The organism is Ruegeria sediminis (assembly GCF_005938215.1).
GTDB classification, from domain to species: domain Bacteria; phylum Pseudomonadota; class Alphaproteobacteria; order Rhodobacterales; family Rhodobacteraceae; genus Ruegeria; species Ruegeria sediminis.
This window is the reverse complement of the sequence record NZ_VCPD01000002.1, coordinates 72556-94494: the sequence shown is the minus strand read 5'-3', so window position 1 is coordinate 94494 and position 21939 is coordinate 72556. Positions and strand designations below refer to the sequence as shown.

Below are 21939 nucleotides of genomic sequence, written 5' to 3'. Positions count from 1 at the left end.
GCATCAGACTGTCCCTGCGCCAGACCGTTTGTCGCGCAAATCCATCAACGCCCCGTTGTATTCGGCCCCGAGTATGAGCATGGCGGCGCTGAGATACAGGTAGATCAGTGCCGCCATGGCCCCGGCCAACCCTGCATAGGTCGTGCTGTAGGTCGCGAAAGAACTAATGTAGACCGAAAACGCCCAACCGCCTGCGGCCCACAAAAACAGTGTCAGCGCGACACCGGGCAAGACCTGCGCCAACCGATGCCGAACCGGCGGCAGGATGAGATGGGCGCCGATGACCATGATCACGGGTATGGCCACCGTGAATGTCCAGCGGATCCTTTCCACTGAAAGCCATTCCGAGGCGTTGACCGCGGTTTTTTCGGACACAAGTCGGGTGTAGATCGGCAGCACGACCTCGACGGCAGCAATGGCCAGGATGGCCGCGCCGCCGCCGATCACCAGGGCGATGCACAAAAGCCGCGCCCTCCAGAACGGACGGGTGTCGACATCGTGATAGGCCCGCGTCATCGCAACCCGTACCGCATCCACGCCGTTGGACGCAAAATAGACGGCGAGAAGACCGCCTACCGTAATAACCCCGGACCCTGCACCCTGCAGAACCGCGCGCAGTTCGGCCACGATGGGATCTGCTACTTCCTCGGGCCACGCACCGAACATCAGTTCGATCAATTCTTCCGTGACATAATCCTGAGACAAGGTTCCGGCGAGGCCCACGGTGAACAGCATGAACGGAAACAGCGCCAGCATCAGCGACATGGCCACATGGCTGCTCATCACCAGCCCGTTCTTGGCGGCGAAACGACTCAGTGCCAGCCGCAGGGCCTGAAATGGAAGTCCGATCGTAAGATTCGAAGCGCCGCTCATCCCGTCACCCTAGACGGCCTTTGGCGCAGGCAGAACCCCGCTCTGCCTCTTATCCGCGGATTTCTTCGCGAGTTAACCGTCTGGCGCCATTGCACAAACCGTTCGGCCTGTGCAGGATTGACCGCATGTCCCATGTTTCAGGCCAAGATGAGAACGCCATCCGAGCCAGATCGCGAGCCGCTGTATGAACATGAACTCCGAACAAAGGGAAACTCGCGCACGACTGAGCCTGCCCATGGCTCGCGACACCATGATCGTCGGCACGTTGGCGGTTCTTGCGCTCTACGCCGGATCGAGCTTTCTGATCCCTCTTACCATTGCCCTGCTGGTCAACGTCCTGATCATCGCCGTCAGCGACCGGTTCGTCGCCGTGACGCACGCTCCGGTCTGGATCGCCAACCTGGCCGGGGTGATCGTGGTGCTGGCAGGCTTGTTCATGATCATGTACGTGCTTGGCAGTCAGGCCACGCAATTCGTGCGCGAGATCAACACCTTCGAGGATCAATTCGACAACGCGGTCCTAAAGATCACGGGGCTGGTCGGCAACGACGTGACCAAGTTCATCCGTGACAACCTGATCAGCATCGACCTGTCGATGGTGGCCCGCGCGGCGCTGGGCAGTGCGACCTCGCTGCTAAACCAGTTCCTGCTCATCAGCCTTTACGTCGCCTTCCTGATGGCCGAGCGTTTGGCCTTTCGCAACAAGATACGTCTGGCTGCACCAAGTCCGGAAATCGGTGCTGACCTGTCCACGGTGATGGACGCGATATCGGTCAGCCTGCAGCGGTACATCGGCGTAAAAAGCTTCATCAGCGCCCTGACGGCGCTGATCAGCTATGGCGTATTCCGCGTGCTCGGTCTGGAATATGCCGAGACGTGGGGGGTTCTGACGTTTGCGCTGAATTTCATCCCCTCTATCGGGTCCATCATCGCGGTGATCTTTCCTGCCCTGATCTCGCTCGTGCAGTTCGACTCCATCGTGCCGTTTCTGGTGATCGTGTTCGGCTGCGGAACACTGCAGTTCTTCATTGGCAATTTCCTTGACCCGGCGATGCTTGGGCGGTCCCTGAACATGTCCACTTTTCTGGTCATCCTCGCCCTGACCTTCTGGACTACGGTCTGGGGCATCATCGGCGCGTTCCTCAGCGTGCCCTTGACGGTCTGCATCCTCATCATCTTCAGCCACGTCCCCGCGCTGAGGCCCGTTGCGATTCTGATGTCCCTGGACGGGAGCCTTGGCGAGGACAACGGGAACAGAAACTGAGGGCGCGGCCGCGTCACGGCAACTTGAGGCTGTATTCAAGCGAAGAACCTCTCCGCAACCAGATATCGACCAAAACTAATATTCTTGAATGTAAAATTGTCTTAGGCTGTCGATGTCTGATTCCAAATAATGCCATTTAACACATGGAATCAGGAAATTGCAGGTGGTGCCGACACGAAAGGTACTGCCATCCAATGTCGAACTGAATGCCCATACACCTGCAAGGTGGAAGGGCACAGGGAGTAAGATATGATCTTTTCACAACCACAGACACATAGGTGGCTATCCGCATTGCGCGGCATCGCCACGGCGTCCTTCGCGGCTCTCGTCGCGTTGCCCGCGCTGGCTCAGGACGAAAAGCCCAACATTCTCGTCATTTGGGGTGACGATGTGGGGCAGTCCAACATCTCGGCCTATACGATGGGCATGATGGGATACCAGACGCCGAACATTGACCGGATCGCCGACGAAGGAATGATGTTCACCGACTATTACGGCGAACAGTCCTGCACCGCTGGGCGATCATCTTTCATCATGGGCCAGTCGGTCTTCCGCACCGGCTTGTCCAAGGTCGGCCTGCCGGGCGCCAAAGAAGGCATGCAGGTCGAAGATCCGACCATCGCGGGCCTGCTCAAGGCCGAAGGCTATGCCACGGGCCAGTTCGGCAAGAACCACTTGGGTGACCGGGATGAACATCTGCCGACAAATCACGGATTCGACGAGTTTTTCGGCAACCTGTACCACCTCAACGCAGAAGAAGAGCCCGAGAACGAAGACTATCCCGGAGACCTCGTGCTGCCAGACGGCAATACGTTTCGCGATGCTTTCGGTCCGCGCGGCGTCATCAAGTCTTCGGCCGATGGACAGATCGAAGATACCGGCCCGCTGACCAAAAAGCGGATGGAAACCGTGGATGACGAGACCGTCGCGGCCGCCATCGATTTCATCAAGCGCCAGGAAGAGACCGGAACGCCCTGGTTCGTCTGGTGGTCGGGCACCCGGATGCACTTCCGGACCCATGTGCGCGACGAAATGCGCCAGAAGGCCAATGAGATCGCCGGCAGGCATCTGGATGAATATCAGGCCGGCATGGTCGAGCATGATATGCATATTGGCCAGTTCCTCGATCTGCTTGACGAGCTTGGCATCGCCGACAAGACCATCGTGTTCTACTCGACCGACAACGGGCCGCACATGAACACATGGCCCGATGCCGCGATGACCCCGTTCTGGGGCGAGAAAAACACCCAATGGGAGGGCGCATGGCGCGTACCGGCCATGGTGCGCTGGCCCGGAAAGATCGCCGAGGGCGCTGTATCCAACGAGATCGTGCATCACATGGACTGGCTGCCGACATTCCTGGCTGCAGCCGGGAACGAAACGATCAAGGAGGACCTTCTGGAAGGCGTGACCGTGGCCGAGGTCGGCGGAGGCCGCGACTACCGCGTGCATCTCGACGGCTACAACATCCTGCCGCTGCTGACCGGCGAGGCGGCCGAAAGCCCGCGCAAGGAAATCTTCTACTTCACGGATGATGGCGACCTTGCGGCGCTCCGCTTCGGCGACTGGAAGATCACCTTCCTCGAGCAGAAGGCCTGGGGCACTTTCCGAGCCTGGATGGAGCCGCTGACGCCACTGCGGGTACCTCTGATCTTCAACCTGCGGCGCGATCCCTACGAACGTGGCTACCGGACATCGAATACCTACTATGACTGGATGCTCGACAGGGCCTACATGCTGGTGCCGGCGCAGCAATACGTCGGGAACTTCCTGGCAACTTTCCAAGAATACCCGCCGCGTCAGGAAGCGGCGAGTTTCTCGCTGGACAAGGTTATGGAACAGCTCTCGTCGCCACAGGGTAACCCGTAGGCACACCTCCCGATCGGGACGAACTTGCTCGAAACAGGCGGGGCTCCACGGAAGGGGCCCTGCCATTTATCAAGGATTTTGTACCATGCGTCATATTTTAGTTTCCTGCACTCTATTGGCCGCGGCCCCTGCATTGGCCGACCCCCTGCCATCCTGGAACGACACCGAGGCCAAGAACCGGATCGTGACATTTGTCGAGACCGTCACCGACCCCGCCTCGTCCGACTATGTCACTCCCTCCGAACGCATCGCCGTTTTCGACAATGACGGGACGCTGTGGGCCGAACAGCCGGTCTATTTTCAGTTGATATTTGCACTGGACCGCTTGGCCGATCTGGCAAAGGAAGATCCGTCGGTCCTGTCCAGCGATACGCTCAAGGCGGCCGCCGAGGGCGATCTTCAAACCGTGGTGCAAGGCGGCGAGGAGGCGTTGATCGAAGTCGTGAACGCCTCTCATTCAGGATCAAGCGTCGATGACTTTCAGACCGCCGTCGCGGCCTGGCTGGAAACCGCGCGCCACCCCGATACCGGCCTGCCCTACGACAAGATGACCTATCAACCGATGGTCGAACTGCTTCGCTACCTGCGCGACGAGCAGTTCAAAACCTACATCGTCTCAGGCGGCGGCATCCACTTCATGAGGGTCTTTGCCGAGCGGGCCTACGGCATTCCGCCCGAGCAGATCCTGGGCACGTATGGCAACAGCGACTACACCGAGGTTGAAGGAGTTCCCACGATCGTGAAGGCCCCCGGCATCGCCTTTGTCGACGACAAAGCCGGCAAACCCGTCAACATCGACCGCACAATCGGCAAGCGCCCGATCATCGCCGGCGGCAATTCGGATGGTGACTTCGCAATGCTTGAATGGTCGACTGCAGGCGACGGGCCGCGGCTGGGCCTTATCGTTCACCACACCGACGCCCAACGAGAGTGGGCATATGACCGCGACAGCCATGTCGGCCGCCTTGTCGACGGGTTGGACAAAGGCCCGGACATGGGCTGGCTGATCGTGGATATGGCGAAGGACTGGTCACGCGTCTACACTGGAAAGCAGTAACCGCTTCGTCAGCCAGAACCGCGCATGTGGACCATCATTCTATCCCTCGTCGTCGTCGCCTTCTACTCGCTGGCGATCCTGTTTTCCCTGCGCGCGGCACAGACGGCGAGAACACCGCAGGGTGCGGTTGGTTGGGCAGTATTCCTGTTGTCGGCACCTCATCTTGCGGTGCCCTTGTATCTGTTTCTCGGCCACCACCGCTTTCGTGGCTACCGCATCGCGCGGCGCGAAAGCGAGCAGGTCGTCGAAGGGATCAAAACCTTTGCGGAAATCGCCAAGGCGGACGCACAGACCATGCGGATCAATCCGCGCCCCTTCGAGAAGATCGCGCACCTTCCGGTATGCCGCGGCAATGGCGCGGACCTTTTGATCGACGGCGAAGCGACGTTCAGGGCGATCTTCGATGCGATCGACGCGGCAAAAACCTATGTCCTCATCCAATTTTACATCGTTCGCGACGATGAGTTGGGCTTGGAACTGCAGGAGAAACTGATCGACGCGGTGAAGCGCGGGGTTCGGGTCCGTTTTCTGACCGATGCGGTCGGCAGCTACAGCCTGCCAAAAGCCTATCTGGAAACCATGCGGCAGGCCGGGGTCGAGGTTGCGGATCCGAAAAAGAAGCGGGGCCCGAACTACCGGTTTCAACTCAACTACCGCAACCACCGCAAGACTGTGATCGTGGACGGCCACACCGGTTTCATCGGCGGCCACAATGTCGGGGTCGAGTATCTGGGGCAGGACCCGACCTTTGGCCCTTGGCGTGACACGCATCTGCGGCTGCACGGTCCAATCGTCCAACAGTTGCAGCTGATCTTTACCGAAGACTGGCACTGGGCATGCGGTGACGACCTGATCGCCCTGCTCGAATGGACGGGTGAAGTGTCCGAACAGGACATGAACGCGCTGATCGTCGCCACGGGTCCCGGTGACCAGACCGAAACCGGCGCCATGATGTTCTTTGCAGCGATTTCCGAGGCCAAGGAAAGAATCTGGATCGCAACGCCCTACTTCGTGCCGGATCTCGACATCACGTCGGCCCTGCAAAACGCCGCGTTGCGTGGAGTGGACGTTCGCATCCTCGTGCCCGAGGTCATCGACCACAAGATCCCCTGGCTGGCGGCGTTCTCTTATTTCGACGAAATTCGCAAATGCGGCGCACGTGTGTTCCGCTATGACGCCGGATTCATGCATCAGAAGGTTTTCGTGGTCGACGATACACTTGCGGCAGTCGGGACAACCAACCTGGACAACCGTTCCTTCCGCCTCAACTTCGAAGCTATGGCGCTGTTCTTCGACGATCGTGCGGCAGAAGCCATCGCCTCCATGCTGAGCGACGATTTCGCTTCCAGCACCGAGCTGACGCGCCTTCTGCGCGAGCAACCGTCACGCATACGCTTTGGCGCCCCGATCGCGCGGCTCTTCTCGCCCATACTCTAGGAGAGTAAACGGTTTTCGAAGACCCGGGTCATCAAGGCGACGAGGTATGCCGTGGACAACCCGAATGCCAGCAGCCCCGTGACCGAAGCAAAGGCCCCGAAGATCCGCAATTCGTCACCCAGAACGATGTCGCCGTAGCCCAAGGTGGTGAAGGTCACCAGCGAGAAATAGAGAGCCGAGTTCCAGTCCGGCAGGACTGCCCCCACCACCCAGACCACGGCCCAGATCCAGACCTGAATCGTGTGTGTAATGACGATAAAGAACAACGCGAGGCTGACCGGACCGGCGGTCCGAATGACCTGTCCCTTGTGCACCCACTTCTGTGACAGGTTGCGCAAAACCAGGGTGCACCAGGTCAGCATGATGATCTCGACCAGAAAGCAGAGCCCAAGATAGACACTGCCCCATAGAACCTGTTGCGACAGTGTCATGCGTAAAGCCTCACGTTATTGGCGAAATCCATCGGGTGCAGAATGTACGGAAGTGAAACGGGGAACAACCCCCGGCCCGGATCGCGGCCCAAAACGATGCGCTGCGGCGAATGGTTCCAAACCGGCCTCGGGTCTGGACAGTGCTCTTTCCGGTTGCACATTGTGACTGACCAATTGCGGAGACCCGAATGCTCCTGACAGTCGACCATGTCCGAAAGACCTACCCCGGTGGCAGGCCGGTCCTGCAGGACGTGTCTCTTGCACTCGATCATGGTCAGACACTGGCCCTGACCGGGGAAAGCGGCAGCGGCAAAAGCACGCTTCTTAACCTGGTGGGCGCGCTCGACACGTTTGAAAGCGGTGAGATCACGGTCGATGGACAAGCCTTGTCGTCGCTGAATGACCCTGGCCGGGCGGCATTGCGGCGGGATCGGGTCGCGATGGTCTTTCAGCAGTTCAACCTGATCCCGTCACTGACCGTCGCGCAGAACCTGTCCTTTCATGCACGCCTCGGCGAACGGCTGGACAAGGGATGGTTGTCTGATCTGACCCGACGGCTTGGCCTTGCGGACTTGCTGGATCGTTATCCCGAATACCTGTCCGGCGGCCAGCAACAGCGGGTTGCGATCGGGCGCGCAATGGCAGCGCGGCCGAAACTCCTGCTTGCGGATGAGCCAACCGGAAACCTTGATGAAACAGCAAGCGCGGCGGTTCTGGACCTGATGCTGGATCTTGTGCGAGATACCGGCGCGGCCTTGCTGCTGGTCACACATTCTCTCGATATCGCCAACCGGCTGGACCGGCGCGCCCATCTGGCCAGCGGACGGATTACATGATCGGCCCGGCCATCCAGGCGCTGGCGTCGCATTGGCGCCTGCACAAGATCCAACTCGGGACGTTGTTGATCGGGATTGCGCTGGCTACTGCCCTTTGGTCGGCGGTGCAGGCGATCAACGCCGAGGCGCGCGCCAGTTATGCCCGAGCTAGCGCACAACTGGCCGCCGGTCAGAACGACGAATTGCACATGCCAGGGGGCTTCATTCCCGTCGACCTTTACGTCACGCTGCGGCGCGCCGGCTGGCAGGTCGCGGCAGTCCTTGAAGGTCCTTACAGAACCGAGGACCGAACGCTACGCGTCATGGGGGTAGACGTGCTGGCCTACCCTGCCCTGCCTGCCTTTTCCGAGGCCAGAGATGGCGCAACCCAGCCTGATCTGGCAGAGTTGCTAACCGCCCCGGGCCGGCTTTTCGTACGGCCGGAGTTGTCGGCTTTTTTGGCAGGCCGCCCCGATCTACCGCCGGTCATCGAGAGCGACGCGGTCCCACCCGACCTGATCCTGACCGATATCGGCGTGGCCGAGAAGATGTTGGGAAAGCCCGGTCAGATTTCCCGTCTGGTCGTCTTGCCGGTCCAACCGATGGGTCTGCCGTCCCTGGACGCACTCGCGCCGGAACTCGAGCGCGTTGCACCTTCCGAGGCGATGGATACTGCACAACTAACCGACAGCTTTCACCTCAACCTGATGGCTTTCGGACTGCTGTCCTTCGCCGTCGGGCTTTTCATCGTTCACGGCACGGTTGGACTGGCCATGGCGCAGCGGCGCGGCATGTTCAGAACATTGCGGGCCCTGGGGCTTCCATTGAACCTTCTGGTCCGGCTCGTTCTTTTGGAACTGACGTTAATTGCATTGCTGGGCGGTGCGATGGGACTGGTTCTGGGCTATTTCCTGGCAGGCGCGCTTTTGCCCGACGTGGCCGCCACTCTGCGCGGGCTCTACGGTGCGCCCGTCGAAGGGCAATTGGTATTGCGCCCGGCCTGGATCGCCTCCGGACTGGCGATGGCCGCAGGCGGAACTCTTTTGGCCAGCAGCCAGACGCTGTGGCACCTGTCACGAATGCCACTGTTGGCCGCGCCGGGCTTGCAGGCTTGGCGGGGCCGCCCCGGTTCGGCGCGGCTGACTGCTCTGTGCGGATTTGGCCTGATCGCAGCGGGGGCCGCGACGCCGTTGTTGGGAGAGGGCCTGTTCGCCGGTTTCGCGATGCTGAGCGGAATATTGGTCGGTGCCGCATTGCTTTTGCCCGCATCGCTCGCCTTTCTGCTTGCGCGATTCGAGAGGCGGGCAAGTGGACCGGTTGCGCAGTGGGTCTGGGCGGACATGCGCGCCCAGTTGCCCGGGCTTTCGCTGGCGCTGATGGCGCTGCTTCTTGCGCTTGCGACCAATATCGGCGTCGGAACAATGGTCGCGAGCTTTCGCCTGACTTTTATCGGCTGGCTTGATCAGCGCCTGACCTCCGAGTTGTACGTGACGGCCAGGGACGACCAGCAAGGAGCCGAGATTGCCGATTGGCTTCGGCCTCGCTCGGAGTCGGTATTGCCGATCCGGCGCACCGAGCTTTGGCATGAGACCGGCCCACTTTTTCTTTACGGGATCATTGACGACCGAACATACCGCCAGAATTGGCCATTGATCGACGCCGCGCCCGATGTCTGGGTCCGCGTCGCGGCGGGGAACGCGGTTCTGGTAAACGAGCAGTTGGCGCGGCGTGGCAGCCTCTGGACCGGCGACCGGTTGACCATCGCGCCCGACTGGACGCTGGAGATTGCCGGCGTCTATTCGGACTACGGCAACCCCACAGGTCAGGCTCTTGTCTCAATGCAGCAGTTCGACACCCATTTTCCCGAGGCCCCGAACCGGCGTTTCGGTATCCGGGTCGTCCCGGAAAAAGCCACGGAACTGGCGCAAGCGCTGCGCGAGCAGTTCGACATGCCACCTCAAGCGGTGATCCATCAGGCCGCGATCAAGGCGCAATCCCTGGCGGTATTCGAGAAGACATTCGTTGTCACATCCGCCCTGAACATCCTGACGCTCGGCGTCTCTGGTTTTGCAATTCTGACCAGCCTGCTGACGCTTTGGACCCAACGGCTGCCGCAGATTGCGCCGGTCTGGGCACTGGGGCTGACGCGGACGCGACTGGCGCGGTTGGAACTGCTGCGCAGTGTGCTGCTGGCTGCCCTGACAGCTATTTTTGCCTTGCCTCTGGGCCTGATCCTGGCCTGGGTTCTGCTTTCCATCATCAATGTCGAGGCATTCGGTTGGCGGCTGCCGATGCATCTATTCCCGCTCGACTGGTTGCGCCTGTTGGGGTTGACGCTGCTCGCGGCTGCCGCCGCGGCGGCGCTTCCTGCAATGCGGTTGCGCCGTTTGCCGCCGTCGGATCTGTTAAGGGTGTTTGCCAATGAACGTTAGGCTTCTGGCATTTCTTCTGTTCTTGCCCTGCGCCGCGCTCGCGCAGGGGTTTGCCGGCTTGGGAACGGACGCCGAAGGCTTTAAAGTTCCGCAACGCGGTTATCAGTTCCAGTTCCCCGCAGATCATGGCGCTCATCCGACGTTCCGCATCGAATGGTGGTATGTCACGGCAAATCTCATGGGCGATGACGGCGCGGAGTACGGCATTCAGTGGACCCTGTTTCGCTCCGCCCTCAAGCCCCTTGACTCGGACGGCTGGCAAAGCCCGCAACTCTGGATGGGACATGCTGCCGTGACGACCTCGGACAGCCACCGCTTTGCCGAGCGGATTGCGCGCGGTGGAATCGGCCAGGCGGGCGTGACGGCCAACCCCTTCGCGGCCTGGATCGACGAATGGCGGATGGACGGCCCCGACATGGACTCCTTGACCCTGTCCGCAAGAGGCGCCGATTTCGGCTATGACCTGAAATTGAATGCCCAGGGTCCGTTGGTCTTTCATGGCGATGGCGGCTATTCGGTCAAATCGGCGGACGGGCAAGCCAGCTACTACTACTCGCAACCCGCTTACGCCGTCACCGGAACCCTTCAACTGCCCGATGGTGACGTTCAGGTTACGGGCAAGGCTTGGATGGATCGGGAATGGTCTTCGCAACCTCTGTCGGAAGACCAGACCGGGTGGGACTGGTTCTCGCTGCGTTTTGACAGCGGCGACAGGCTGATGGCCTTTCGGCTGCGCGGCGCGCGCGGCGACTACACTTCGGCCACGTGGATCGAACCGGATGGAAAGGCGCGGGCCATCGACGACGGCGCGCTTGTGGCTGAACCACTGGAAACGGCCCGGACAGCCGGGCGCAACATCCCGGTGCGATGGCGGCTTGGGCTGCCCGATGAAGACCTCGACATCGAGATCTCCGCGCTCAATCCGAATGCATGGATGGGCACCTCGTTCTCCTACTGGGAAGGGCCCGTAAGGGTAACAGGTAGCCACAGTGGCATCGGATACCTGGAAATGACCGGGTATGAATGAACCGGCGACGCCGAATCAGCGAACCACGTAGACCGAAACCGCGGAATGGCGAACGACGCGCGAGGCATTCGGACCCAGCAGGTAATCCTTGAGATCCGGTTTGTGCGCGCCGATGACGATCAGATCGCTGCCCGCCGTTTCGGCTGTCTTCAGGATTTCCTGATAGGCGGTTCCGGTGGCCACGACGTGACGGACGGAGGCATTGCGTTCCTCTCCCAAGGCCGAAGCACACAGTCCCACCAGGTGATCATGCGCGTCCTTGACCGCCTTTTCGTGAAAACCGGTGTCGAAGAAGCCCGATACCCACGTTTCCCCGAAATCCGGCAGCACAGTCACCACGTCGAGTTGCGCCCCGTCGAGGTCGGCCAACTGCGCCGCCCGCCGCAGAACCGGAATATCGCTGTCGCCGTTGCTGATGTCGACGGCGCAGAGTACGGACTTGGTCATGCGGGTACTCCTTGTCTGGCGGCCCGGCCGCGTTGCAGGAAGGCGATCAGCCCCAGCAGGAGCAGGGCCGGAATGAACATCAACTCTTTCGGCAGGCCTTCGGCCCGTTCCAGCGCCGAAACGATGTGTACCGGCTCATCGCCGTAGAAATCATAGTCTCCGAGCTTCTCGAAGAAGGGCGTGCCGGGGAAGGGTTCTTCGACCTTCAGCATGCCGTCTTCCTCAAGCACGAGCAGTCCGCGCGATTCCAGCCGTGCCGCTCCATCGTCGCCCTCGGCGATCGTGAGCGTGACGTGGGTTTCGCGGATCGCACCGGTGTCGAAATCCGGACCGGCCACCACAAGGCGCCACTCGCTGCCCGGCTCGGCGATTCCGACCTCCTGAACCACTTCGCCCGGCGGGATTTCCCTGTAGGGATCCTGGATCTGATCCATGAAGAACCCGGGCCGGAACAGGGCGAATGCGATTACGATCAACGCCACGCTTTCCCAGATGCGGGACCGCGTCACGAACCAGCCCATCGTTCCTGCAGTGAAGACCAGGATGCCGATGGTTGCCACGATGAAGACCAATATGCCCTGAATCCATGTCACGTCGATCAGCAGAAGGTCGGTGTTGAAGATGAACACGAAGGGCAGCGCCACGGTTCTAAGGCTGTAGAAGAATGCCACGAATCCGGTGCGGATCGCATCACCTCCGGACACTGCTGCAGCTGCGAACGAGGCCAGGCCCACAGGCGGCGTCACGTCGGCCATGATGCCGAAGTAGAAGACAAAAAGGTGCACCGCGATCAACGGCACGATCAGGCCGGAATTGGCGCCCAGTTCCACCACTACGCCCGCCATCAGCGAACTGACCACGATGTAGTTCGCGGTTGTCGGCAGCCCCATGCCCAGCACGAGACTAAGCAGACCGACCATCACCAGCATCAGGATCAGATTGCCGCCCGACAGGAACTCGACCAGGTCCGCCATCACCTGCCCTACCCCGGTCAGCGTCACGGTGCCCACGATGACGCCTGCGGTGGCCGTCGCCAGCGCAATGCCGATCATGTTGCGAGCGCCGTCAATCAGACCCTGCCAGAGGTCATGGACGCCATCGACGAATGTCGCAGCCATGTCGCTCTGCGCCCGCATCATCGACTTGAGCGGCTTCTGGGTCAGAAGGATCACGAAAAGCAAAGCCGTCGCCCAAAAGGCCGACAAGCCCGGCGATTTCTGTTCGATCATGAGGAAGTAGACCAGCACGATGATCGGCAACAGGTAGTAGAGGCCCGACTTGTAGATCTCGGCAACTTCGGGCAGTTCGACCGTTTCGGCGTTGGGGTCATCGGCCTCGAGATCCGGCACTTGCGCCGCAAACCAAAGCAAGGCGACGTAAGAAAGGAAGACCAAAGCCGCAAGAATCCAGCCGGACCCTTCGGGCACCAAGGCAACCACCCAGCGGACCGGGTACTGCACTCCATAGCAGAGCAGCGCGAAGCCCGCAAAGAACAAGGCCATCCCGGCGACGGTACGGCCAAGCGACACGACCTTGTCGCCCAGCGTCGGCATGTTCAGTTTCACTGCCTCAAGATGCACGATGTAAACCAGCGCGATGTACGAGATGAGCGCGGGCAGGAAGGCATGGGTAATGACTTCGACATAGGAGATGCCGACATATTCCACCATCAGGAATGCGGCTGCGCCCATGACCGGCGGCATGATCTGGCCGTTGACAGACGAGGCCACCTCGACCGCGCCGGCCTTTTCCGAGGTGAAGCCAACGCGTTTCATCAGCGGGATGGTGAAGGTTCCGGTCGTGACCACGTTGGCGATCGATGACCCCGAGATGAGTCCGGTAGCCGCCGAGCCCACAACCGCGGCCTTGGCCGGGCCGCCGCGCAGGTGGCCAAGCGCGCCGAAGGCCATCTTGATGAAGTAATTCCCCGCCCCGGCCTTGTCGAGCAGCGCGCCGAACAGGACGAAGAGGAACACGAACTTGGTCGAGACCCCCAAGGCGATCCCGAAAACGCCTTCGGACGTGATCCACATGTGGCTCATGGCCTTCTGGAGGCTGGCGCCTTTCCAGCGAATGACCTCGGGAACCCATTCGGACGAACCGAAGAAGACATAGACCAGAAAGATCGAGGCGATGATGGCCATGGCGGGCCCAAGCGCACGCCGCGCCGCCTCGAACAGCAACAGCAGGCCGGCGAGGGCGAACCATTTGTCGGTGTGATCGGCCAGCCCGCCCGCATCGACGATCTTCTGGTAGAATATGTACCCGTAAAGCGAGATACCGGCACCGACGACACCCATGATCCAATCCTGGATCGGGATATACCCGCGCGGGCTGGACTTCAGCGCCGGGTAAGCGGCATAGGCAAGGAAGATTGCGAAGGCCAAGTGAATCTGACGCGAGTTGTTGATGACGCTGCCGGGCAGAAGGACGTTCGACAGCGGCGAGGCAAGCGCCACCTGAAACAGCGACCAGATGACCGCGACTATCGCCAGAAACAGCCCGACATTTCCCGCGGGATCACGCGCACCAGCATCCGAGGACGCGACAAGTTCCTGCAGTTCTTCTTCGGATAGCGGACGTTTGCCGTGCGCCTCGTTAGCCATCAACCAGTCTCCCCTTCCCGCTGCCTTTTCATGCCGGCGGCTTGTTGCCCCTGTGTTCAGGGCGAGACGAGGCGCCCGCAGGCGCCCCGTGTTTTCAGGGTTGGATCAGTTCAACCAGCCCTTTTCCTTGTAGTACTTCTCGGCACCCGGGTGCAGCGGCGCCGACAGACCATCCTTGATCATTTCTTCCGGCTTCAGGTTCGCGAAGGCAGGGTGCAGCCCCTTGAAATCCTCGAAGTTCTCGAAGACCGAAGACACCAGCGTGTAGACCGCATCTTCGGAAACATCTGCCGAGGTCACGAGGGTCGCGCCCACACCGAAGGTGTTCACGTCATCGGGGTTGCCGCGATAGGTTCCACCCACAATGGTCGCCTTGCGATAGAACGTGTTTTCATCCACCAGCCGGTCGATGCCGGGGCCATCGACGCTGACCAGTACCGAGTCGCAGGCGGTCGTGGCCTCCTGGATCGAGCCGGAGGGGTGTCCAACCGTATAGATCATGGCGTCGATCTGGTTGTCGCAAAGCGCAGCCGACTGCTCGGCGGCCTTGAGTTCGGTGGCGAGCGCAAAGTCCTGCATTCCCCATTCCTTGGCCGCCATGACGACTTCCATGGTGCCACGCTGGCCCGAACCCGGGTTGCCGATGTTCACGCGCTTGCCCTTCAGGTCATCAAAGGTCGTGATGCCCGAGTCGGCGCGGGCGACCACGGTGAACGGCTCGGGGTGGATCGAGAATACGGCGCGCAGACCCTCGAACTTGCCCGCGTCCTCGAACTGCGACGAGCCATTGTAGGCGTGGAACTGCCAGTCCGATTGCGCGACGCCGAACTCCAGTTCGCCTTCGCGGATGGTGTTGATGTTGTAAACGGATCCCCCGGTCGACTCGACCGAGCAGCGAACGCCATGTTCCTTGCGGCCCTTATTCACTAGGCGGCAAATGGCGCCGCCGGTCGGATAGTAGACGCCGGTCACACCGCCGGTGCCGATGGTGATGAATTCCTCCGCATACGCGGCCGGAGCCATGAACGCCGTCGTGACAAAGGCGCCGAGGCTAAGCTTGCTGCTGTTTTTCATCTAAGAACTCCCACGTGTTATTTTTTGGACGGGAAAGCCGCGCGGCCCTCGCGCCTCCGGGACTGTGCCGATAAGGGACAATCCGGCCGGAGACAATGGGCGCAAACATTTGAAATTCAAAGCTCTCCCGATCGTCAAAGGGTTTCATTCCGATACGCGACTTGTCAAGGCTGACGCGCCTTCAGCCCGTGCCAGGTCGCAAATATGGCGAAAGCAGGCGAAGTTTCCCCCCGGATATAGGGATGCACAGGTGTCAACCCTCGGTCAGATCACCGATCCAGGCTTTGCAGGCGAGGCTCCCGGCTTCAGATCGGTATGCAGCCAAGCCGAAATCTGGGCGGTTCGTGACCGAGACAATCGTGCGGCAGGATTACAAGGGCTTCTGAAAGAAGGCTGGAACCGGGCGGTTATCCGCTCTGCAAGCCAGAAAGCCACGTGCCGCGTCCAGCGCTTCGCGGATTGTCACATCCATGTCGAGGTAGCGGTACGTGCCGAGGCGGCCGACGAACGTCACGCCGCGTGTCTGTTCGGCAAGCTCGACATACTTGCCCAACAACGCCTTCTCCCTGACCTGCCGGATCGGGTAATAAGGAATGTCGTCTGCCTCGGCAAAACGGGAAAATTCCCGGTAGCATACCGATTTGTCGTGGCTTTCCCAGGGCGCGAAATGCTTGTGTTCGGTGATGCGGGTATAGGGCACATCCTCGTCGGCATAGTTCATAACCGCGCAACCTTGATAGTCGCCCGCGTAGCTGAAACGCTCAAAATCCAGGGTCCGATAGCCCAACCGCCCGATCGAATAGTTGAAATATCCGTCCAGCGGCCCGGAATAAAATACGTGGTCGTATTCACGGGCCATGTCGCTGGCAAAGCTCGTCCCAAGCTTCACCGTGATTGCCGGATGATCGAGAATGCGGTCGATCATCGCAGTGTAGCCGTTTTCCGGCATCCCCTGAAACTTGTGAAAGAAATAGTTGTCGTCGTAGTTGAACCTGACCGGCAACCTCTTGAGGATCGACGCCGGCAGTTCGGACGGGTGGCACCCCCACTGCTTGATCGTGTACCCCTTGAAGAACGCCTCATAGAGGTCCTTGCCGACAAATCGCAACGCCTGCTCTTCAAAGGTCTGCGGGTCTTCGATCGACGTGTCCGCCTGCTGCTCGACAATGAAGGCGCGCGCCTCGTCCGGGCGCATCGTCTTGCCGAAGAACTGGTTGATCGTGTGCAGGTTGACGGGCAGTGAGTAGACCTGCCCGTTCGACGTCGTCTTGACCCGGTTCTTGTACGGCAGAAACGTTTCGTAAGCGTTGACGTAGTTCCAGACTTCTTCGTCGTCGGTGTGGAAGATATGCGGCCCATAGACATGGACCATAACGCCGGTCTCGGCATCACGTTCGGTATGGCAATTGCCGCCTGTATGCGCGCGGCTGTCGACAACCGTGACCTCATGGCCCCGATCGGCCAGTTCCCGCCCGATCACCGCACCGGAAAGCCCCGCGCCAACCATCAACAAGTTGCTTTTCGCCATGTTTCTTTCCGCCTGCGCCCTTTTTGCTCTTCAATCAACGCCATGCACGCCGATGTCAAATAGAAAGCCCCGTGATCAATCGAAATCGGATTGAAAAAATTCGGATTACCCAGCGTACAGTTTTGGCTAAAGTGCACCAATATCGGATCGGTGCCACGTCAGCAAAGGATCCCAACGCAATAGCGCCAGATGGTCAATGATAGGCCCTTGGTCAGGAGGATTGGATGAAAGTCACAACTACACTGGCACTTTGCCTGGGATTGGTTTCTGTCGCGCCCATCGAAGCCAATGCGCAGGATGGTTCTTGGGACTATGAGGCAAGCATCTACCTGTTCATGACCGAGACCAACACCTCGATTACTTCACCGACGCAGCAAATCGACGCCACCCTGTCTTTCAGCGATGCGCTCGACAATCTCGATTTCGCCTTCATGGGCGCCTTCTCCGCATCGAACGGCCGGTGGAGTTTCATCGCCGATTACATGGTGACGGACGTCTCGTTCGGCAACGCGACGCCCGGCCCGGCTTTCAGCAGTCTGGATACGGCCGTAAAGACGCAGATCTTCAACGGGTACGCCGCCTATCGCGTATATCAGGACCCGAAGACCGCAGTCGATCTCGGTGCAGGCTTCCGCTGGTACAAGACCGATACGGATTTCACATTGCAACCCGGCACCATGCCGGGCGGCACCACCAGCGTCGGTGACGACTGGGTGGATCCCCTCATCGCCGTACGCGCGAGGATGCAGTTCAATGACAGATGGTCCGGCACCGCATTTGCGGATTATGGCGGATTCGAAAGCGGCAGCGACACCTGGCAGGTCCTTCTGACGGCAGATTATGCGCTAAACGACAACTGGCTGTTGCGCGGCGGCTATCGCTACATCGAAGTCAATCACAACATCAACGGATCCGCCTACGAATTCGACCAGTCCGGCCCGATCTTCGGCGCGACCTACCGATTCTGAGGACGCCCCGAAGCTCCAGTGGAAAAGGAACGCCAAAAAAGTTCCAACAGCCCTCTGGACGCCGGATTCCCGGATTGCTATACGGCGCGAACCGTTCCGGCGTAGCTCAGCGGTAGAGCAGTTGACTGTTAATCAATTGGTCGTAGGTTCGATCCCTACCGCCGGAGCCAATCTTCCCGCAAGGCATTGATTGCGCGAGGAAAAGGCACCCCACTCAGGTGCCTATTCCGTTTCCGGGGACGTGGCATGCACTCCGCGCGTCACAGACGGTGCGCAAGCTGCGCCCCGAAGTGTAGAAAATCTAATCGAGGCGGCGCGAAGTAGGTCAGTTTGGTGCGCCCTGTTTCGCTGCGCTTACATCGCTTTTTACACCGACCCTACCGACCTAATCGGCAACGACGACGCCTACGCCCCAGTCGCGGCAGCGCGATGTCAGGTCGCCGGGCAGCGGCCGGTCGGTATAGAGCGCGTCGATATCCGAAAGCGAACCGATCCGCGCCGGGGCCGAACGCTTGAACTTGGAGTGGTCGGCCACAAGGAACACCTTGCGGGACTGCGCCACGATCGTCTGGCTGACGGCGACCTCCTGGATGTCGAAATCCAGCATGTCGCCGTCCTCGTCCAGCGCCGAACAACCGATCACCGCCACGTCGAACTTGAACTGGGCGATCGCCTCGCTGGTCAGCTTGCCGACCAGCCCGCCGTCGGTTCGGCGCAGTTGGCCGCCGGCGACGATGATCTGGCAGCCGGAATTGGCGACGAGGATGTTGGCCACGTTCATGTTGTTGGTGACCACCAGCAGGTTTCGATGATGCAGGAGTTCGTGGGCGACGGCCTCGGTACTGGTGCCGATGTTCAGGAAGACCGACGCGCCTTCGGGAATGTCCGCCGCGCAGAGCTTGGCGATCCGCTGCTTGGCCGCCATGAACAGGGTGCGACGTTCTTCGTAGCCGATGTTGGTCGTACCCGACGGAAGCACCGCGCCGCCATGCACCCGCTCCAGCCTGCCTGCCTCGGCCAGGTCGGACAGGTCGCGCCGTATCGTCTGCAAGGTCACCCCGAAGTGTTCGGCCAGCCCCTCGACGGTTACCTTGCCTTCGCGGCGGGCGATTTCGAGAATTTCCGGATGCCGAAAGGTCTGCGACATTGCTTTCGTTTCCTTTCGTATGCTCGTTGACGCGGGACGGTAGCGAAAAATTCGCGCCGCACCAAGGCCAAAAGCACGCAAAACGGCCGAAACTGGCATGAAAATCAAACCGCGTCGATGTCAACGGTTGTTCAAGTGATAGATTTTTTTCGGAAACTTTCAAAAGCTTGCACCCAAACGAACGAAAACGAAAACAAAACTGTTGCGAACCGCACGCGTACTTGTCACAAACGCTACACGTTTCGCGAATAGGGGGAATCGCGTGGCACGTCGCGGCGACACCGAAACAACTGACCTGTTCATCATAGGCGGCGGCATAAATGGCTGCGGAATCGCCCGCGATGCCGCCGGTCGCGGCCTGTCGGTGACGCTGGCCGAGATGAACGACCTCGCCTCCGCCACATCCTCGTCTTCGACCAAGCTGTTTCACGGCGGGCTGCGGTATCTGGAATATTTCGAGTTCCGGCTGGTGCGCGAGGCGTTGATCGAACGCGAGGTTCTGCTCCGCGCCATGCCGCATATCAGCTGGCCGATGCGCTTCGTGCTGCCCTATCACAAGGACATGCGCTTCGAGGCGGAAACCCCTACCTCGAAACTCCTGGGGCTTTTCATGCCCTGGATGCAAGGCCGCCGCCCGGCCTGGCTGATCCGGCTGGGGCTGTTCATGTACGACCATCTCGGAGGGCGGAAGATCCTGCCGGGCACCGCGACCCTAGAGCTCAGGGGCTCGGCGGAAGGGGCGCCGCTGCAGGACCGTTTCGGGAAAGCCTATGAGTATTCCGATTGCTGGGTCGAGGATGCACGCCTCGTGGTGCTGAACGCACGCGACGCCGAAGCGCGCGGCGCAAGGATCATGACCCGGACAAAGGTCGTTTCCGCCGCCCGCGAGGGCGATCTATGGCGCATCGAAACGCTGAATGCCGAAAACGACCGGGCCGAGGTCCATTTCGCGCGGATTCTGGTCAATGCCGGCGGCCCCTGGGTCGGTGAAATCATCCAGAACACGATGCGGATCAATTCGAGCGAAGGGGTCCGGCTTGTGCGCGGGTCGCATATCGTCACCCGCAAACTCTACGATCACGGCAAATGCTACTTCTTTCAGGGAACCGACGGCCGGATCATCTTCGCCATTCCCTACGAGACCGACTACACGCTGATCGGCACCACCGACGCCGATCACGACAGCCCGTCACGCGCACCGGAATGCACCTCCGAAGAGCGACGCTACCTCATCAATTTCGCCAACCGGTATTTCAAGGAAAAGCTGGTCGAAGATGATGTCGTGTGGACCTATTCCGGCGTCCGCCCACTCTATGACGACGGCGCGTCCAGCGCGACGGCGGCGACGCGGGACTATACGCTCAAGCTCCATGTGGAAGGCGGCGCGCCGGTTCTCAATGTCTTTGGCGGCAAGATCACCACCTACCGGCGGCTCGCCGAAAGCGCGCTCGAAAAGATCGGCCGGCACCTGGACCTTGCCAAGGGTCCCTGGACGGCGGGCGTCCCGCTGCCCGGAGGCGACTTCCCGGTCGACGGGTTCGACCGGCTGGTCGCGGACCTGGAATCCCGTTTCGGATTTCTGGACGACTTCTGGGCGCGGCGTCTGGTGCGGGCCTACGGCACCGAGGCCGCCGCCATCCTTGGCCAGGCGCAGACGGCCGAGGACCTGGGCCGGGACTTCGGCGCCACGCTGACCGAAACGGAAGTCGCCTGGCTGATGGCCCATGAATATGCCCGAACGGCTGAAGACGTGGTCTGGCGCCGCAACAAGCTCGGCCTTAGGCTGAGCGTGGAGCAAATCGAACAACTGGACAAGTGGATGGCGGCTCACCGCCGATCCGCTTCCGCCGCGGCGGAATAAGGAGGAGACCCCGATGACGCTCGAACTCAAAGGCGTATCGAAATCGGTCGATGGGCAGCCCCATATCCACCCCACCGACCTGACGCTCGAGAACGGCACGATGAATGTGCTGCTCGGACCGACGCTGTCGGGCAAGACCTCGCTGATGCGTCTGATGGCAGGGCTGGACGCGCCCAATACCGGCCAGATCTTCTGGGAAGGTCGCGACGTGACCGGCGTGCGCGTGCAGGACCGCCAGATCGCGATGGTTTACCAGCAGTTCATCAACTACCCGTCGATGACGGTCTATGACAACATCGCCTCGCCCTTGAAACTCATGGGCGTGGACCGCAAGGAGATCGACCGGCGGGTGCACGAGACCGCCGAGTTGATGAAGCTGGCGCCGATGCTCGACCGCAAGCCTCTGGAACTGTCCGGCGGGCAGCAGCAACGCTGCGCCCTCGCCCGCGCCCTGGTCAAGAACGCGGGCCTGGTGCTGCTTGATGAACCCCTGGCAAACCTAGACTACAAACTGCGCGAGGAACTGCGGATCGAGATCCCGAAGATCTTCGAGGCCTCCGGCTCGATCTTCGTCTACGCCACCACCGAGCCGGAAGAGGCGCTGCTGCTGGGCGGCAACACGGCCACGCTGTGGCAGGGCAAGGTCACTCAGTTCGGACCCACGCCGCAAGTCTACCGCCAGCCGGTCGACGCCACGACCGCGCGGGTGTTCTCGGACCCTCCGATGAATTTCCTGAGCGTCACCAAATCCGGCGGCCAGCTGATGTTCGGCGACGGCCAGAGCGCCAAGGCCACCGGCCAGCTCGCCGCGCTGCCGGATGGGCGCTACACCGCCGGATTCCGACCGAACCACCTGGAGATCCGCCAGCATTCGCCCGATGCCATGCAATTCGTCGCCAAGCTGTCGGTGACCGAGCTCACCGGGTCTGAAACCTTCGTGCATCTCGATCACCATGACGAACGCTGGGTCGGTCTGATCCACGGCGTGCACGAACTGGAACTCGGCGCGCGGCTCGACGTCTGGCTCGACCCGCGCCACGTCTACATCTTCGGCGAAGACGGCAAGCTGGTCGCGCCTGCCGCCTATGCGCTGGCCGCCTGAG

At 60.8% G+C, this 21939-nt stretch carries 17 protein-coding genes and 1 tRNA gene; 11 read left to right on the top strand and 7 right to left on the bottom strand.

The annotated features are described in order from the left end of the window. Positions 1-3 precede the first annotated feature (3 nt). Entirely contained in the window at positions 4-873 is an 870-nt protein-coding gene (locus tag FGK63_RS05050; RefSeq protein ID WP_138840533.1) for a YihY/virulence factor BrkB family protein, read from the bottom strand. Positions 874-1108: 235 nt separating this feature from the next. Between FGK63_RS05050 and FGK63_RS05045 the strand changes: the two genes are divergently transcribed. The 4 genes from FGK63_RS05045 to cls all read left to right on the top strand — a co-directional run bounded on the left by FGK63_RS05045 (position 1109) and on the right by cls (position 6500). After that, positions 1109-2137 carry an AI-2E family transporter gene (locus tag FGK63_RS05045; protein ID WP_246043958.1) on the top strand — a complete coding sequence of 343 codons (1029 nt, stop codon included), beginning with the start codon at positions 1109-1111 and terminating at the stop codon, positions 2135-2137. 249 nt (positions 2138-2386) lie between these two features. Further along, positions 2387-4006, top strand: a complete 1620-nt coding sequence (locus tag FGK63_RS05040; protein ID WP_138840532.1) for an arylsulfatase — start codon at positions 2387-2389, stop codon at positions 4004-4006. Between the two features lie 85 nt (positions 4007-4091). Further along, positions 4092-5063: an HAD family hydrolase gene (locus FGK63_RS05035; protein ID WP_138840531.1), complete on the top strand. Its 972-nt coding sequence runs from the start codon at positions 4092-4094 to the stop codon at positions 5061-5063. A 24-nt stretch (positions 5064-5087) separates the two neighbouring features. Next, positions 5088-6500, top strand: coding sequence for a cardiolipin synthase (cls, locus tag FGK63_RS05030; protein ID WP_138840530.1), 1413 nt, complete (start codon positions 5088-5090; stop codon positions 6498-6500). Here the strand turns inward: cls and FGK63_RS05025 are convergent. Further along, entirely contained in the window at positions 6497-6931 is a 435-nt protein-coding gene (locus FGK63_RS05025) for a potassium channel family protein (protein WP_138840529.1), read from the bottom strand. The two genes, cls and FGK63_RS05025, sit on opposite strands and share 4 nt — an antisense overlap. A gap of 188 nt (positions 6932-7119) precedes the next feature. Here FGK63_RS05025 and FGK63_RS05020 point away from each other — a divergent pair, with 188 nt between their 5' ends. From FGK63_RS05020 to FGK63_RS05010, 3 genes are read left to right on the top strand one after another with little or no spacing between them, the layout of a single operon-like run. Next, complete coding sequence (locus FGK63_RS05020; RefSeq protein WP_138840528.1) at positions 7120-7767, top strand: ABC transporter ATP-binding protein; 648 nt, start codon at positions 7120-7122, stop codon at positions 7765-7767. Then, entirely contained in the window at positions 7764-10178 is a 2415-nt protein-coding gene (locus FGK63_RS05015) for an ABC transporter permease (protein ID WP_138840527.1), read from the top strand. The genes FGK63_RS05020 and FGK63_RS05015 overlap by 4 nt, the downstream gene beginning before the upstream one ends. Then, positions 10168-11205: a lipocalin-like domain-containing protein gene (locus FGK63_RS05010; RefSeq protein WP_138840526.1), complete on the top strand. Its 1038-nt coding sequence runs from the start codon at positions 10168-10170 to the stop codon at positions 11203-11205. Before FGK63_RS05015 ends, FGK63_RS05010 begins: the two co-directional genes overlap by 11 nt. Before the next feature lie 15 nt (positions 11206-11220). Here FGK63_RS05010 and FGK63_RS05005 read toward each other — a convergent pair whose 3' ends face one another. The 4 genes from FGK63_RS05005 to glf form a co-directional block, all read right to left on the bottom strand. Then, positions 11221-11652, bottom strand: a complete 432-nt coding sequence (locus FGK63_RS05005; RefSeq protein ID WP_138840525.1) for a universal stress protein — start codon at positions 11650-11652, stop codon at positions 11221-11223. Beyond that, positions 11649-14258, bottom strand: coding sequence for a TRAP transporter permease (locus tag FGK63_RS05000; RefSeq protein ID WP_138840524.1), 2610 nt, complete (start codon positions 14256-14258; stop codon positions 11649-11651). The genes FGK63_RS05005 and FGK63_RS05000 overlap by 4 nt, the downstream gene beginning before the upstream one ends. A 105-nt stretch (positions 14259-14363) precedes the next feature. Next, complete coding sequence (locus FGK63_RS04995; protein WP_138840523.1) at positions 14364-15332, bottom strand: TAXI family TRAP transporter solute-binding subunit; 969 nt, start codon at positions 15330-15332, stop codon at positions 14364-14366. Positions 15333-15702: 370 nt separating this feature from the next. Continuing rightward, the gene (glf, locus tag FGK63_RS04990; RefSeq protein ID WP_171052576.1) at positions 15703-16860 is read right to left on the bottom strand and encodes a UDP-galactopyranose mutase; all 1158 of its coding nucleotides are present in this window, start codon (positions 16858-16860) and stop codon (positions 15703-15705) included. 335 nt (positions 16861-17195) lie between these two features. Between glf and FGK63_RS04985 the strand changes: the two genes are divergently transcribed. Both FGK63_RS04985 and FGK63_RS04980 read left to right on the top strand, forming a co-directional pair. Beyond that, positions 17196-17828 carry a porin family protein gene (locus tag FGK63_RS04985; protein ID WP_246043957.1) on the top strand — a complete coding sequence of 211 codons (633 nt, stop codon included), beginning with the start codon at positions 17196-17198 and terminating at the stop codon, positions 17826-17828. Positions 17829-17923: 95 nt separating this feature from the next. Beyond that, positions 17924-17998, top strand: a tRNA-Asn gene (locus FGK63_RS04980). A 215-nt stretch (positions 17999-18213) separates the two neighbouring features. On the opposite strand, the gene FGK63_RS04975 is transcribed toward FGK63_RS04980, so the two are convergent. Beyond that, positions 18214-18975 carry a DeoR/GlpR family DNA-binding transcription regulator gene (locus FGK63_RS04975; RefSeq protein ID WP_138840521.1) on the bottom strand — a complete coding sequence of 254 codons (762 nt, stop codon included), beginning with the start codon at positions 18973-18975 and terminating at the stop codon, positions 18214-18216. Between the two features lie 262 nt (positions 18976-19237). Between FGK63_RS04975 and glpD the strand changes: the two genes are divergently transcribed. Both glpD and FGK63_RS04965 read left to right on the top strand, forming a co-directional pair. Beyond that, positions 19238-20836 carry a glycerol-3-phosphate dehydrogenase gene (gene glpD, locus FGK63_RS04970; protein WP_138840520.1) on the top strand — a complete coding sequence of 533 codons (1599 nt, stop codon included), beginning with the start codon at positions 19238-19240 and terminating at the stop codon, positions 20834-20836. A gap of 13 nt (positions 20837-20849) precedes the next feature. Further along, positions 20850-21938, top strand: a complete 1089-nt coding sequence (locus tag FGK63_RS04965; RefSeq protein WP_138840519.1) for an ABC transporter ATP-binding protein — start codon at positions 20850-20852, stop codon at positions 21936-21938. Position 21939: the final 1 nt, after the last annotated feature.